At 58.5% G+C, this 15,298-nt stretch carries 13 protein-coding genes; 6 read left to right on the top strand and 7 right to left on the bottom strand.

The genetic code is table 11. From position 1 onward, the window contains the following. Nucleotides 1-78 precede the first annotated feature (78 nt). The 7 genes from tssH to ACO6VD_RS10920 form a co-directional block, all read right to left on the bottom strand. Complete coding sequence (gene tssH, locus ACO6VD_RS10950) at nucleotides 79-2,682, bottom strand: type VI secretion system ATPase TssH (RefSeq protein WP_422418966.1); 2,604 nt, start codon at nucleotides 2,680-2,682, stop codon at nucleotides 79-81. After that, complete coding sequence (gene tssG / locus ACO6VD_RS10945) at nucleotides 2,679-3,749, bottom strand: type VI secretion system baseplate subunit TssG (RefSeq protein WP_422418964.1); 1,071 nt, start codon at nucleotides 3,747-3,749, stop codon at nucleotides 2,679-2,681. The genes tssH and tssG overlap by 4 nt, the downstream gene beginning before the upstream one ends. Then, nucleotides 3,713-5,533, bottom strand: a complete 1,821-nt coding sequence (tssF, locus tag ACO6VD_RS10940) for a type VI secretion system baseplate subunit TssF (RefSeq protein WP_422418962.1) — start codon at nucleotides 5,531-5,533, stop codon at nucleotides 3,713-3,715. Before tssF ends, tssG begins: the two co-directional genes overlap by 37 nt. Next, complete coding sequence (gene tssE, locus ACO6VD_RS10935; protein ID WP_400170856.1) at nucleotides 5,533-6,015, bottom strand: type VI secretion system baseplate subunit TssE; 483 nt, start codon at nucleotides 6,013-6,015, stop codon at nucleotides 5,533-5,535. The genes tssF and tssE overlap by 1 nt, the downstream gene beginning before the upstream one ends. A 28-nt stretch (nucleotides 6,016-6,043) precedes the next feature. Then, nucleotides 6,044-7,546 carry a type VI secretion system contractile sheath large subunit gene (gene tssC / locus ACO6VD_RS10930; protein WP_157192117.1) on the bottom strand — a complete coding sequence of 501 codons (1,503 nt, stop codon included), beginning with the start codon at nucleotides 7,544-7,546 and terminating at the stop codon, nucleotides 6,044-6,046. Between the two features lie 14 nt (nucleotides 7,547-7,560). Next, nucleotides 7,561-8,094 (bottom strand): type VI secretion system contractile sheath small subunit, encoded by a 534-nt coding sequence (tssB, locus tag ACO6VD_RS10925; protein WP_045183942.1) that lies wholly within the window; start codon nucleotides 8,092-8,094, stop codon nucleotides 7,561-7,563. Between the two features lie 67 nt (nucleotides 8,095-8,161). Then, on the bottom strand, nucleotides 8,162-8,911 hold the full coding sequence (locus ACO6VD_RS10920) for a hypothetical protein (protein ID WP_422418960.1): 750 nt from the start codon (nucleotides 8,909-8,911) through the stop codon (nucleotides 8,162-8,164). A gap of 958 nt (nucleotides 8,912-9,869) precedes the next feature. Between ACO6VD_RS10920 and ACO6VD_RS10915 the strand changes: the two genes are divergently transcribed. The 6 genes from ACO6VD_RS10915 (at nucleotide 9,870) to ACO6VD_RS10890 (ending at nucleotide 15,297) form a co-directional block, all read left to right on the top strand. Beyond that, nucleotides 9,870-10,808 carry a hypothetical protein gene (locus ACO6VD_RS10915; protein ID WP_422418959.1) on the top strand — a complete coding sequence of 313 codons (939 nt, stop codon included), beginning with the start codon at nucleotides 9,870-9,872 and terminating at the stop codon, nucleotides 10,806-10,808. A gap of 3 nt (nucleotides 10,809-10,811) precedes the next feature. Then, entirely contained in the window at nucleotides 10,812-11,516 is a 705-nt protein-coding gene (locus ACO6VD_RS10910) for a hypothetical protein (protein WP_422418958.1), read from the top strand. 77 nt (nucleotides 11,517-11,593) lie between these two features. Next, complete coding sequence (locus ACO6VD_RS10905; RefSeq protein ID WP_422418956.1) at nucleotides 11,594-12,304, top strand: hypothetical protein; 711 nt, start codon at nucleotides 11,594-11,596, stop codon at nucleotides 12,302-12,304. Between the two features lie 35 nt (nucleotides 12,305-12,339). Beyond that, nucleotides 12,340-14,196: a type VI secretion system tip protein TssI/VgrG gene (gene tssI, locus ACO6VD_RS10900; RefSeq protein WP_422418955.1), complete on the top strand. Its 1,857-nt coding sequence runs from the start codon at nucleotides 12,340-12,342 to the stop codon at nucleotides 14,194-14,196. Nucleotides 14,197-14,207: 11 nt separating this feature from the next. After that, on the top strand, nucleotides 14,208-14,792 hold the full coding sequence (locus ACO6VD_RS10895; protein ID WP_422418954.1) for a hypothetical protein: 585 nt from the start codon (nucleotides 14,208-14,210) through the stop codon (nucleotides 14,790-14,792). A gap of 37 nt (nucleotides 14,793-14,829) precedes the next feature. Continuing rightward, nucleotides 14,830-15,297: a DcrB-related protein gene (locus tag ACO6VD_RS10890; protein WP_422418952.1), complete on the top strand. Its 468-nt coding sequence runs from the start codon at nucleotides 14,830-14,832 to the stop codon at nucleotides 15,295-15,297. Nucleotide 15,298 lies beyond the last annotated feature (1 nt).

Genomic DNA, 15,298 nt, shown 5'->3' with positions numbered 1-15,298 from the left:
GGTGCTTGATCTGCCTTGGTGTTGCCAGCGGCTTGCTTGTTTGTCTGTGTTCCATGGTGGCTACCTGTAGGTACTCGCTCAGGCCAGGCGGTAGGCGAAATCGCCGTCGCTGCCCAGTTCGATCGTCAGACACTCGATCGGACGGTCCTCGGCCATGCGTTCCAGCACCCGCTGGGCGAGTTCCGGCATCAGGGTCCTGGACAGGATGTTGTCGATGTTGCGCGCACCGCTGTCGACTTCGGTGCAGCGCGACGCAATGGCCTTGACCAGGCTGTCGTCGTAGCTCAGTACGGCCTGGTGATTGCGTTCGAAACGTTTGCGGATGCGCTCCAGTTTGAGCGCCACGATGCGCTCGAGGATGGCGTCCTGGACCGGGTAGAAGGGGACGATGCTCAGGCGCCCGAGGAATGCCGGCTTGAAAACCTGGTTCAGCTCCTCGCGCAGCTCCTCGACGATGGCGTCGGGGGTCGGCGGGCACTCGGCGTTCAGGCAACGCTGCATGATGCGTTCGGTGCCGGTGTTGGAGGTGAGGATGATCACCGTGTTACGGAAGTTGATCTCGCGCCCCTCACCATCGTCGAGCACACCCTTGTCGAACACCTGGAAGAACAGTTCGAGCACGTCCGGGTGGGCTTTTTCCACTTCGTCGAGCAACACCACGCTGTAGGGCTTGCGCCGCACCGCTTCGGTCAGCACGCCGCCTTCACCGTAGCCGACGTAGCCGGGCGGTGAGCCTTTGAGGCTCGACACGGTGTGGGCTTCCTGATACTCGGACATGTTGATGGTGATCAGGTTGCGCTCACCGCCATACAGGGTGTCGGCCAGGGCCAGTGCGGTTTCGGTCTTGCCAACGCCGCTGGGGCCGAGCAGGAGAAATACGCCGATGGGTTTGTTGGGGTCTTCCATGCGTGCGCGGGAAATCTTGATGCGCTTGCCGATTTCGTCGAGGGCGTGGTTCTGGCCCAGTACCCGCTCCCCCAACAAGGCCGGCAGGCGTTGTACGGTGTCGATCTCGTCACGCAGCATCTTGCCCAGGGGAATACCGGTCCAGCCGCTGACTACCTGGGCAATGGCACTGGCATCGACCAGGGCATGCACCAGCGGTTGATCGCCTTGTACGCGGCTCAGTTCGGCGCGCAGCGCGGCGATATCGTTGGCATCGGCTGATTCGGCTGTCGCGGCATCGAGGGCCTTGAGGCGTTCGACCAGCTCCAGTTCCTGCTGCCATTGCTGTTCCAGGCGCTGGCACTGGCGCTGCTCGGCCTGCAGTGCTTCCTGCAGCGCGGTCAGGCGCCGCGCGTGGTCGTGACCTTTAGTGGTTTCCTGGTCAAGGACGCTGATTTCCGCCTGCAGGTTGTCGATCTGGCGCTTGCAGTCTTCCAGTGCTCCGGGTTGCGCGGATTGCGCCAGGGCAATGCGTGCACAGGCGGTGTCGAGCACGCTGACCGCCTTGTCCGGCAGCTGGCGGCCGGTGATGTAACGGTTGGACAGGCGCACGGCCTGGACCAGGGCTTCGTCCATCACCGCCACCTTGTGGTGCTCCTGCATCTTGCCCAGCAGGCCACGGAGCATGTAGATCGCCTTGTCTTCATCCGGCTCTTCGACCTTCACCACCTGGAAGCGGCGTGCCAGGGCGGCGTCCTTTTCAAAGTACTTTTTGTACTCGGCCCAGGTGGTCGCGGCGATGGTGCGCAGCTCACCGCGGGCCAGGGCCGGCTTGAGCAGGTTGGCGGCGTCGTTCTGCCCGGCCTGGCCGCCGGAGCCGATCAGGGTGTGCGCTTCATCAATGAACAGGATGATCGGGTGCAGGCTGCATTTGACTTCTTCGATCACGGCCTTGAGGCGGTTTTCGAACTCGCCCTTGACCCCGGCCCCGGCCTGCAACAAGCCCAGGTCCAGGGTGTGCAGGGCGGCGTCCTTGAGCACTGACGGTACGTCACCTTGAGCGATGCGCAGGGCCAGGCCTTCGACCACGGCGGTTTTGCCGACCCCGGCTTCACCGGTGAGGATCGGGTTGTTCTGGCGGCGACGGGTGAGGATGTCGACCATCTGCCGCACCTCGAACTCGCGGCCCAGCACCGGATCGATCCGGCCTTCGCGGGCGCTCTGGGTGAGGTTGATGGTGTACTGGTCGAGTGCCGGGGTCTTGCCATTGACCTTGCCGGCAGCACCGACAGGCGCGGCCGGGCTGGCGAGAGGGCTGGCCAGCTTTGATTCGGCGCTGCCTTCGACCAGCGCGGCGAGGTTGAGCCGCAGGTGGTCGGCGTTGATTTTCTCCAGCTCCGGCGCAGAGGCGATCACCACCCGACGCAGCTCAGCGTCATTGAGCAGGGCCTGCAGCAGGTGGCCGGTACGGATCTGTCCCAGGCCGAATTCGATCGAGGCCAGCATCCAGGCCTGTTCGATCATACGGGTGATGTGCGGCGACAGCGCCGGGGTACGGGTATTGCCCTTCTTGAAGGTGCCCAGCGCCGTTACCAGTTGGGCCTGCAGACGCTCGGCAACCACATCGTAGTGGCGCAGGATTGCCGGCAGGTCGTTGTCGTTGCTGTCGAGCAGTTGCAACAGCAGGTGCTCGACCTCGACGTCGTAATGCTGCTCCGACAGACACAAGGCTGCCGCGCTTTCAGTGGCCGTGCGGCTGGTTTCATTCAGCTTGGCGAACAGAGACTTCAGGTTCACAGGGCGACCCCATCAAAAGGAATATGGAAAACGGCGCAACGCGAAGGCTCGACGTCGGCACCGGGGCGTTTGAGCCAGCCCAGCCAGCCCAGGCGAAGGTTGCCGCCACGGCCCAGGCGGGCCAGCGGAACGGCCTCGGGCTTGAGCCGTGGGGCGATGTGGAAGTCCAGTTCTGCGCCGACATAAAAGCGCACCAGCTCGACCAGCCGGCGGTAGTCCGCGGTGCCAGGCTGGAAGCGTTGATAGTCGGCCAGCGCCAGCGGTCCCAGCTCGACTCGCACGCACGACTGGTAGTCCCAGACCCGGTTTCCGGCCACGGCGCTTTGCCCCAGGCGGGCGTTCTTGCGCCCTAGCTGCGTGCATTGCCCGGCGTCGAGCTTCAGCCAGCGACCGGCAAACGGCTTGACCTTGAAGGGCTGCGAAAAGTAGAAGCCGAGCATCACTTCCAGGTTCAGTGCATTGCGCGGCTTCTGGCTGAACAGCCCGGAAAAGTAACTGAACAGCTCACGGCGCAACGGCGACTCGCGGCGCACGAATTTCTGCTGCTGCGCCTGCGGTCCCAGACCCACCAGGTTGAGCAGGTAGCGGTCGAAGCCCGAGGTGCCGTTGCGCTCGTGCTCGATGTAGAACTTGTACTTCTGCCAGGCCTCGTAGAACAGCGTGGTCATGCGATGGGAAAAGATGTCGAGAAAGGCATGCGCGGCGTCGTCGCGGTACTGGATATGCCGTTCCAGCAACAGCTCGGTGTACGGGCGCGGCAATACCCCGGAAGGCCCGACCAGGCCCATGAACGTGACCTGGACTTCCGACAGCGGCAGACCGGTGGCCGACACTTTGCCGTCGCGTTCGAAGTGCAGGTCACTGACCTCGCTGGCGGGAAAATTCAGCGACAGCTGCGAACGAAACCGCAACGGGTCCTCGTGCGGTCGGGTCGCCAGGTCCATGCGCCCGGTTCTGCTGTAATGCAGGCGGAGCAATCGCACCAACTGAAAAAATTCGAATCGGTGCGGCTCGGCCCTTGCCTGATCGATCAGACCAGGGGCTGATCGCCGGTTCGTGCGGGCCATTGGACAACTCTCTTTTCACGTTGCAAGGTGCGAAGGGTTAATTGGGTGAAGCTGTTCATCGAGCAGTACTGGCCAAAGAAATGGTCCAGCACCATGCCGAACAGGAACACGCCGCTGCCGGTGTACTGGCTTTCATCGAAGGTCAGGGTGATACCTACACCGCGTACGAAGTTGGGGCGCGGGTGGCCGATGCGGGCCACTACCGGTTCGCTGCTGACGGCTTTGATGCCGTTGATCTGTTTGCGGATGGCCGAGACGTTGCGGTAGTTGTAGAGCGACAGCAGCTCCAGCAGCACTTCACGCCCCTGCGACACCAGCGACATGTGGTTGAGCGAGAGGTGCGAGATCAGCCGCCAGATCAAGCCGTTGCCCAGCGGTACACGCACCGAGGCGGTGGGTTTGCGCAGGCAGCGGATGTCCTGGATCACCGAATTGGCGGGCATATTGAAGTCGCCGCGTTCGCCACCGAAGGGCAGCATCAGTGGCACGTCACGGTTGCTGCAGGTCAGGCTGATGCTCAAGGTGTCGCTGTTGCCATCGATCAGCTCAAGGTCGCGATCGACCACGCGGATCAGCATGTTCGAGCCTTCGCGCTGGGCGTGGCGGCGGGCGATCCAGAAGCTGTTGTCCTGGCCTTGGTCTTCACGCGGTTCGAAGAACGGATGGCAGGTGCCGACCTGATCGATGCCACCGAGCTTCCTGACCCGGCGCACGCGGTCGATCGACACCACTTCGGCGGCGTTGTGCAGGCGGATGTCGGGCGTTACCGCATACTCGTGCTGGGTGTGCGACAACTTGATCGGCTTGGCCTGCTGGCGGAACAGATTGATGATCGGCGTGCAGTTGAGCTTGAAGTTGTTGCGCCCGATGTTCTGCGTCAGCCGCGCCAGGCGTTCGCTCAGGTCGTAGTCGGCGAAGTAGAAGTTGATCTCGACCTGATCGACGTCCTTGCCCTGGAGAATGCGCGAGAAGCCCGACAGGTCGAAGAACATGAACTTGTCGGGAAAGGTGAAGTACTCGTGCAGCAGGCGATAACCGAGAAACGAGCGCTCGGAATAGTCGACCAGACCTTCGTCGCGACCATAGCCCACCGCTTTCAGCGCATCGGCCGGCAAGGCGACTTCGCGGCTGCGGCCCTGATCCTCGAAACTCAGGGTGGCTTTGGCCAGGTTGTTGAAGAGCAGCTCGTACAGTTGCAGCATCAGCGTGCTTTCGCCGTCGAGGAAAAAGCGCAGGCTGTCCATCTCCATCTTGCCGAACATCACGTCCGAGGTGGCTGCCAGGCGGATACGCAGGCGTGCGACGAGGTCGGCGCTATGGCCGTTGAAAGCCGAGCGTTCCATTTCGATGAAAGAGGCTTGTTGCACGGCGACCGGCCAGACTTCAACCGGATAACAGGTGCGGAACTTGCACACCACGCCCTCCACCGGGTTGGCATGCAGTTCGGTGTGGCGTGCGACACGATAGGCTTCGGTGACCTTTTCCTGCTTGCCCAGGTTGAACTCGACGATCGACATCGACGGGGTAGGGCGCAGGTAATGCGGGTAGAGCACTTCCAGAAACGATTCGACAATCTCGGGAAACTCGTCATCGAGCTTCTTGTGCACCCGTGCGGCGAGGAACGAAAAGGCCTCGATCAGACGCTCGGTATGCGGGTCTTCGCAGTTATCCCCATCGATCAGCAAGCGCGAGGCGATTTTCGGATACTGCGCAGCAAATTCCTGGCCGAGAAAGCGCAGGTGCGACAGTTCCTTTTCGTAATAGGGCAGCAGATCGTCGAGCATCAGTTGAGGTTCTGCACTTTGTATTCCTGGGTATTGACCTGCAGCACCGCGTCGAACGAGACGTGGCGGCTGATGTCCTGCAGACGCAGCACGGCGTCTACCCGGAAGGTCAACATGCGATGGCCGTTTTGCTGGGCGAGCAGTTGCACCCGGACGCTGCGAAAGCGTCGGTCGCCAGTGGTAATGGCCTTCTCCAGCTGGCGCTGGATCAACGCGCGATCCTGCGGGTCGAGCACGCTCTTGCTGATGAAATCGGGCATGCCGTAGTCAAGGATGGTGCCGTGCAGGTGGGTGAACCCCTCCAGCTCGTTGGCAACCAGGGACTGGCGAGTGTTCACCAGAATCTCCAGGTCACGAACGATGCTGGCTTTGTAGTCGGCAAGCGAACATGAGCGCTGCGCGGACGCTTCCGCCGATTGATACGGGCGGTCGTCCAGCAATCGGTCCAGCAGCGAAGGCAACAGCCGGTGTGGGTTACTCATGTTTTCCATCCTTGAAAACAGTCGTCGGTCAGCCGCGGGTCGATTGCGGCAGTTCGGCGACCAGCCGCAACGAAGCGGTCAGCTCATCCAGTTGATAGTGCGGACGCAGGTACGTCACCGCCTTGTACACACCTGGCTTGCCCGGTACCTCGAAGACCTCGGCGCGGGCCTCGCGAAGCGGGAACTTGGCCTTGGCTTCCTGGCTGGCGGTGTCATCGAGCAACACATAGCTGGCCAGCCACTTGTTGAGGAACAACTCGACGTCCTTGCGCGAAGCGAAGCTGCCGATCTTGTCGCGCATGATCGCCTTCATGTAGTGGGCGATACGCGAGGTGGCGAAAATGTATTGCAGCTGCGCCGACAACCGCGCGTTGGCATTGGCGATGTCGGTGTTGTACTGCTTCTGCTTCTGCGTCGACTGGGTACCGAAGAACGCCGCATAGTCGGTGCCCTTGCAGTGCACCAGCGGAATGAAGCCCAGGTCCGAGAGCTCTTTTTCGCGGCGGTCGGTGATGGCGATCTCGGTAGGGCACTTGAGGGCGATTTCACCGTCATCGGTCTTGAAGGTATGGGTCGGCAGGCCTTCGACCAGACCGCCACCTTCGACCCCGCGGATCGCCACACACCAGCCGTAGCGCGAGAACGCGTCAGTCACCCGGGTGCCCAGCGCATAGGCGGCGTTCATCCACAGATACTTGTTGTGGTCGCGACCGTCGACGCTTTCAACGAAGTTGAATTCTTCCACCGGGGTGGTATCCGGGCCGTAGGGCAGGCGGCCGAGCACATGCGGCAGGGTCAGGCCGACATAGCGCGAGTCTTCGGAGGCGCGGAACGACTTCCACTTGGCGTATTCGACGGTGTCGAAGATCTTTGCCAGGTCACGCGGGCCTGCCATGTCGGTGAACGAGTCCCAGCCGAACAGCTCCGGCGAAGCCGCCGAAATGAACGGCGCGTGGGCGGCCGCGGCAACATGCGAAATCTCTTCGAGCAGGTACATGTCTTCCGGGTTGCGGTTGAACTCGTAGTCACCCAGCAACATGCCGAACGGGGCGCCACCGAAGGTGCCGTACTCTTCCTCGTAGATCTTCTTGAACAGCGCGCTCTGGTCGAATTCGGAGGCGGCCTTGAGGTCGCGCACCAGGTCCTTTTTCGAAGCGTTGAGCAGGTGGATCTTCAGCGTGGTGCTGGTCTCGGTCTGGTCGACCTGGTACTTCAGGCCGCGCCAGGAGGCTTCCAGCTGCTGGAATTCACGGGCATGCATGATTTCGTTCATCTGCTCGGAGAGCATCGCGTCGATCTCGGCGATACGCGCATCGAGCACTGCGATCAGGTCTTTGCTCGGCGTCATTTCGCCTTCCAGCACCTGGCCGACCAGCTCGCCGATCAGGTCGCGGGTGCGGGTGCGCTCGGTCTCGGAGCGGGCCACGCGGCTTTGCGAGATGATGCTGTCGAGCAGCGAGGATTGCGGGGCGAAGGCTTCCACTTCCACCAGATCGCTGGCCTGTTGTGGCACGGCTTGCTTGTCGGTCATCGTCAGGCTCCTGCTTACGCGTTGCGATCGTTGGCGGGAACTTCGGCGTCGCGACCGAATTCCTTGCCCAGGGTTTTGAGCTTCTCGGTGTTCTGCAACACGTCCATCAGCAGCTCTTCGAGCTTGTCGTTGCCGCCCATCTTGTTGCGCAGGTCCGCCAGCTTGTTGCGCACTTCCAGCAGCTTGCGCAGCGGCTCGACCTGCTTGACCACGTTCTGCGGCTCGAAGTCTTCGAGGCTGTTGAAGTTCAGCTCGACCCCCAGCTGGGTACCGTTCTTGGCCAGGGTGTTATCGACGCGGTAGGTCAGGCGCGGCTTGATGCCCTTGAGCACGCCGTTGAAATTGTCGCGGTCGATGAACACGAACTTGCGGTCCTTGAGCTTGGGCAAAGGCTCCAGCGGGTTGCCGGAGAAATCGCCCAGCACACCGACGACAAACGGCAGCTCTTTCTTTTCCTGAGCATCGCCGATATCGACGTCATAGGTGATATGGACCCGAGGCGCGCGGACGCGGTCGAGTTTGTGCTGGGTACTTTCCTTCTTCGCCATCGTGATCTCCTGTGCGAGCAATGCGCTGCAAATCGTTTGCGTAGCGGTCTTTATGCTTGACCGCGGGTTACAGTCCTTCGATCGTCAGCAGCAGGCGCTGACGGATTTCATCATTCATTTCCAAGATGTTGTCGCGGCTGACCAGCTCTTCGAAGCTGGTGTTGCCGGCAATCTGCGTGCTGCTGCGGATGACGGATTCATCGGGCAGTTCCGAGCGTACCGGCGAGCTGATGATGCAGAACGGCAAGTCGCCAAAACCCTTGAGACGTTCAAAGCTCAGGGCAAAGCGCAGGCCTTCGAACAGGCGGCTCAAGCCGGGCGACTTGCTCAGGCAGTAGAACAACACCAGGTAATGCACCACGAAACGGTACAACTCGGCGCTGCTGCGATTGGGGTCTTTGATCACGCTGCGAAACTGTGCGAGGTCGAAAGAGCTGAAGCCCACGACCCAGCGCACCGGGCTGGTGATACGGATGCTCTGACCGCTTTGCGCGAGCACTTTGTCGTATTCCAGCGGGAACAGTTCGGGGGTGGAGCTGATCAGGTTGAGCGGGACTTCCAGCTCGCTGACCATCTGGAAAGGGGAGGCCGAGCCGATACGCTCGTAGAGCTCGATGAGCTCCTTGAAGTGGTGCTGGGTTTCGCGGCCGCTGCTGCGTTGCGCGCCCTGCAGGTACTCACCGAACAGCGTCTGAGGACGGATCAGCAGGGCCAGGGTCGCGAGATAGTCCGACGCTTGCGCCTTCAGCGCATCGGAAATCACCCGGGTCTGGCTACGCAGCCTGATCAGTGCTTCGACATCAAACGTCTGTGTCATCGGTGCATCGTCCTTGAGCCTTCTTGTTCGTCCCGTAACACCGGTACGCAGGGAAGCTGAATTACACATCCCACCCACCTCGCTGAGGTTGTGGGAGTGGTGCTGGCAAATGAATATCGAGTTGCCAGCAATGTCCTGTAGGGCACTTTCCTCGGGGAGAAGTTCCAGAGCATCCGCCGATTTTTTCGCGATTTTGTGATGCGTCGCAATGATGTCTTTGTGCTATGAAATAGTGGCTTTTTGGTTCTTTAAATATATTTTATTTAGCAAAATCAAATGGTTAGATGGATCTTGTTGGATCCAATTCGATGCGCGGATTTTTTTCGAAACGTGAACCAGGTTCGTTTTGAGAATGGTTTTTCGAAAGTGAACAAGGCGCCTGGGAGATAGGGGGCATCTGGACGGGGGCGGGCTTGCCCGAAGATAAGGTCAGTCCAAATCCCGATGCCTGATCTACGCCCACTCCGCGCTTAAGTGCGGGGGAAGTTCGTAGTTACAGTTTCGCCAGTTGGTAAAACTCGAGGGCGCTTTACGGTCAGGCTGCAAGTGAAAACACATTGTTTGATGCGGGTTCTCGTGTGAATGGTGTCGTTATGCCATGGATTGACAGGCTGATTTTCCGGGTGTCTCCTTTGGATCCGTTCTTCGTCGAGTTGCTGTTCCTCACACGACATATGTTCCGGGGTGGGCACTCTCCGGATAGCCGCAACCGGATAGCCCTGCGGGGTGCCATTCGCCAAAGTAACAGTGGCCAAAGCGTTGCTGGCACAGCAAAACCTGCCAGGCGGGCGTTCAAGGAGATACGCGGGATTATGGATTTCACTGCAGGGTTGTATCGCTCCACGGTGCTATGCTTTGGGTCGCTGGGGGATGTGGTGTGAGAAATGGACTCTATCCATGCACTGCTGCCGACCCGATGGGTGTCGGGCCTCAGAATGGACTGCTTGGTGATGGAGCCTTGCCATGGCCAAGCGATGTCGCCGCACGCGCCTTTCCTTCGATCCTGGATATCGGCGGCACTTATGCCGTTGATGATCTGAGTGCAGCTGAGTTTCTGATCGCCGAGCTCAGTTCCGCCAAAAGTGAATTGAGCGAGCAAGAAGCAGAAGAGTATTCACTAATGCTTCATACTCTGCTGGGTAAGCTTAAAGCTGCTGGTAGAATTAGCGGTAAAGAGTTGCTGGCTATAAAAAATAAAGCCGAATCTATTCCGGTTGTTGGCCCTCTGCTGTTCTCGACCGCGAATTTGACCGGCACGCTTGCCAGTGTTGGCGGTGTTGTTCATGCCGGGTCGAAGGCTACTAAGGTCGACAAGTTACTTGACTTGACCGATGCGACCAGAAAGAAGCTTAAACAATGGGCTGCCACGCGCGGAAAGCCCGGGAGTGTATCGGCGCATCGAGCTTTTCGTGGAAGGATAAAACTGATCAGAATTGGCGGGCATCTGTTTTTTGAAGTGCCCACCACTGCGAAAGCCAGTATCTACAGAGTTTCCGGGAAGGTGGTGGGTGATGTTGTTCATCTTCAAGCTTATAATACAGCCAAAGCCTTGAGTGCCACTGCTCATGTCGACAGTGCCGCTTATAGTCAGCGGGGCGTAGGGCGCGTCCTGACAGGCAACCTGGCAGGGCCGCTGTTGGCTTTTGGTCCACAGTTAGCGCTTGATATGCACAGTTCATCTAGCGTTGATGAATTCTTGAAGAAATCGGCCTATAGTCAGCCTACCAATGGCATGGCGTTTGTCGGTGGTGTGCTCGTTACAGCATTTGTTGGTGGTCCCGCTATTGTTGTAATTACGGCAAGTTTGCTCATGGGTGTGGCTATTCAATTAGTGATGAGTGATAGCTTGACCGGCTGGGGAACTTCGCTGGGTGACTTTGTGACGGGGAAGGGCTGATATATGTTTGCTGTTGAGTCCGAGCGTTTTTTTCTGAAAATTTTTTCAGCGTGGTTTTTGTTTTCAATGCTATTGGTGTTTTCTGCTGGTATCCAGCCAGTCGTATTGATCTTGCCAGTCGTAATTGCAGTGTTGGTGTTGACTTACTGGTCTGTAGACTGCGCATATCGTACTGAACGATTTAGCAGGTACGCAACATTTCGGCTGATTTCAAATCTTGCACTTGCTCCGGCAATAGCTTTTGTCATGACTTTAGCTGTTTCACATATAGAATTGAAGTTAGGTCCTCTGGCATCTGTAGCGCTGAGTAGTGTGCCGCTTATAATCGCTGGAGCTGCCTACGCAGTAATGTACGCCTGGAGAAGTAAACACAGTTCCTTACATGTGCGTGGGCAGCGTGTCGTTGTTGTTGAAAGTGCTCAGCAACATCATTGGGGCGTTGGTGCAGTGGGGGCGGGATTGGGGAGTTTACTTTATCCGGTGTTCGAAGCCCACAATACGTCATATTCGGTCGTGGTGTTCATCTCTATCGTGTTGTCGCTGTTTATGGTGTTCTATCACCGTTCCAGTATATCCGCGTTGAGGGGATTGAAAGAGAAAGAGTCGCGCGAACGCTGCCATTACACTTTCATGAACATCGAAGAAATCCGAGAGAAGCGCGCGGCGTCTCTGCTCGGCCGGATTTTTGCTGTAAGAGCCGGCCGTTAAGGTCTGCCAGAAAATCAGGTGATGGCACGGGCTTTGGTGCCTCCATTGGCAGCCATTTGACAGGGAAGGATTGATCTATGTTCGCGATTGAGGCGGAAGACTTCTTTTCCAGGATATTGGCTACGTGGTTTTTTTTTACTATGTTTGCTTTTTTTGCCGCAGCTCTTCTGCCCGGTCTATTGACGGTTCCTGCTGTAATTGCTTGTATAGGGTTGGCCTATTGGTGTATCGAATGCGCCTATCGCACTGAGCGGTTCTGGAGGTTTGCGGCTTTTCGACTTTTCAGTATTCTTGGGCTTGCTCCGGTCATAGGATTTGTTTGTGCTTTAATGACGGCAAGCAAAGAGTTAAAGCTAGGTCCTGTGATCTCGGTTGCGTTTGGCTGTATTCCAGTGATTATTGCTGTGATTGCCTATGTGGCCGCTTATCAGTGGCGTAGTCAACAAGATAATTTGGTTGTTCGTGGGCAACGTGTAGAAGTGACTGAAGTTGCTCCGCGCGGTAGGAATACTGTGTTGCTAAGCGGTTTGGCTGCAGGCCTGAGTAGTATGATCTATCCTGTGTTTAAATCTCATAATGTATCTACTGCGGCACTGGTTTCTGCAGTTGTGGCTCTTTCCTTGTTCGTCATTTTCTACTATCGCAACAACATCGCCGCCTTCAGGGAATTAAAAGAACGTGAAGCGCGCGAACGCTGCCATTACACCTTCATGAACATCGAAGAAATCCGAGAGAAGCGCGCGGCGTCTCTGCTCGGCCGGATTTTTGCTGTAAGAGCCGGCCGTTAAGGTCTGCCAGTAATTCAGTTCTCAAGGAGAGCACCATGTTGACGGACCTTCTTTCCATGCTAAGCCCGCAGAACAGGCGGCTGTTCAAGCTCAACACCTTTGCCCAAGGTAACGAGGAACACCTGCTACTGGAGAATTTCTCTGGCGGCGAAGGTTTGTCACGTTTGTTCCAGCTCGACCTCTCGCTGTTGAGCCAGCGCGCCGATGTGAAACTCAAGTCGTTGATCGGTCGCCCGGCAACTGTCGAGATTGAGTTGGCGGATGGTTCTCAGCGCTACATCAATGGCTATATCAATCGCTTCAGTACCCAAGGCAGCGACGGCGGATTTGTGCGCTACGCGGCGGTGCTTGGACCCTGGCTGTGGATGCTCACCTGCCGGTTCGACTCTCGCATCTTCCAGGACAGAACGGTGCAAGACGTCGTCAGCGAAGTGTTCGCCGGTTTCGGTACCTTGCCCAAGTACGAATTTCGCTTGAGCAAATCGCTCAAGCAGCACAGTTACATCACTCAGTATCGCGAGAGCGACTTCAATTTTGTGCAGCGCCTTCTGGAAAACGAAGGGTTGTTCTATTACTTCGAACACACTGCCGACTCGCACGTGATGGTCATCACCGATGACTCCAGCACACTGGTGCCGCTGCCGGAGCAACCAAAGATCCGCTTTCATAGCGCTTCGGTCACCGAGACTGCCGATTCGATCACTCAGTGGCATGCAACCCGGCAGTTGCAGTCAGGCAAAATTGCAGTCCGGACTTTTGACTATCGTCAGCCGCGCAATTTCCTTCCGGTATCGATGCAGAGCCTCAATCAGCAGGGCGATGTCGAAAACTTTGAGATTTACGACTTCCCGGGGCAGTACACCCATGGCACTTACGAAGACGGTGAAGTCATGGTGCGCAACCGCATCGAGGCGCTTGAGTTGATGGGCAAAACCTTCTATGGCGACAGTAACTGTCGAGCCATGAAGCCCGGCTATACCTTCGAGCTGACGCAACACTACGAGCATGATTTGGGGGGCGCAGAAAAACGCCAGTTTTTGTTGTTGAGTGTCGAGCACCAGGGCAGCAACAACTACATGACCGGCGATCAGGCCGGTTACCTGAACAAATTCATCTGTGTGCGGAAAAAAATCGCCTACCGTCCCCAGCTGGCCACCCGCAAGCCTTCGATCAATGGGCCGCAAACCGCCATCATCGTTGGCCCGCCAGGCGAGGAAATCTATACCGACGAGTTGGGCCGGGTGAAAGTGCAGTTCCACTGGGACCGCTATGGTCAGTTCAACGACCACAGCTCCTGCTGGGTCCGCGTCGCCCAAGCCGGGGCCAGCGGCGGCTTCGGCAGCATCCAGATCCCGCGGGTCGGTGACGAAGTGGTGGTGGTGTTCCTCGACGGTAACCCCGATCGCCCGTTGATCATGGGCAGCCTCTACAACAGCCAGAACACCCCGCCGTGGTCGCTGCCGGCCAACAAAACCCAAAGTGGCTTCCTCACCCGCTCAATGAAAGGCGATGGCGGCACGGCGAACTTCTTCCGCTTCGAAGACAAGGCCGGCGCCGAGCAGATCATCATGCACGCCGAGCGCAACATGGACACCGAGATCGAGCTCGATGAAAGCCATGATGTCGGCAACAACCGCAGGATCACCGTAGGTGGCACTCACACCGAGATCGTCAAGAAAGACACCGTGGTGCAGATCCAGGAGGGTTCGTACACCTTGCAGGTGGACAACCAGTTCATCCAGGTCAGCGCCCAGCAGCACATCATCCTGCAGGTAGGGCAGAGCAGCATCACGCTCACCCCGGATGGCATCGAGATCAAGGGCAAGGTCATCACCACCACCAGTAGCGAAACCACCACCATCACCGGCGCTACAGTCCGGATCAACGACTGAGGCCGCAGGCGATGAGCAGACCGTCGATCTACGACCGCATTTCCGCCAAGCGTATCGCGCAGGAAGAAGCTGCGCGCATTGCAGCATTGGTCGAGGCTGCTCGCCTGGCTGAACCACAGCCTGAACCAGAACCCGAGCCTGTTGCGTTACAGGACGTCACCAGCAGCTTCACATTTGCCGGCTTCAACCTGATGTTCCCGGCCGGTTTTCGCTTTCGCGATATCAACACCACCCTCGAACATGACGGTGAGCCGGTCACCTTGACGATCCGCCGGCGCGATGTGCGTCCGGGGCAAACGCTCGAGCAGTTGTTCGCGGCAGCAACCCGGAGCCTTCACGAACTCAACCCGCAGATGCGGGTGATCCGTCAGCGTGACTGCCGTATTGCCGGGAGTGCGGCCAAGGCCGTGGATTTTCATTTCAGCGCAGGCCATGAGCCACGGCACGGTCGTCTGGTGGGCGCACTTGTGCCTGTCGAAGGCCGGGACATCGTGCAGTGGCTGGATATTTCATGCGTGATCGATCCGACCAGGCCCGGGCTGAGCTTGTGGCTGACGGAGTTCGATCGCCTGCTCGACGGCCTTGCGCTGCGCTGACGTAACCCCCTTTTTTGATACCAGGAATTTTCATCGCATGGACTATGAGCTGCAGGAAGGTGGCATCGCGCTGCCGCAAGGTTTTGAGGATCGCACGGTCAACATGTTCGTGCTCGGGGCCAGTATTCCCGCGCCGTTGAGCATCACCATCTCGCGCGACACGCTACTGCCCGGTGAACAGTTGCAGGCGTATGTCGACCGCCAGGTAAAAATGCTCACGTCCAAATTGCGTGGCTATACCCGGATGGGGAGCAAGGACGTCAGCCTCTCGAGCAGCGCCCCCATCGAAGGGCTGCAGATCGATGCCTACTACATGAACCAGGGACGGCCGTTGTACCAGCGTCAGGCGGCGTTCCTACTGACACCTGAACGCGCCTTGATTTTCTCCACCACCGCACAAGCCGATTTCAGCCCCCAGCAGAACCAGGACTGGGACAACCTGCTGGCCAGTTTCACCCCGCGCAACCCGGTCGAGACCAGCACCGAATCCGGCGAACAGGAGTAAC

The organism is Pseudomonas sp. GZD-222 (genome assembly GCF_049310525.1).
GTDB lineage: Bacteria > Pseudomonadota > Gammaproteobacteria > Pseudomonadales > Pseudomonadaceae > Aquipseudomonas.
The sequence above is the reverse complement of the archived record's forward strand: the minus strand, read 5'-3'. Positions and strand labels throughout refer to the sequence as shown.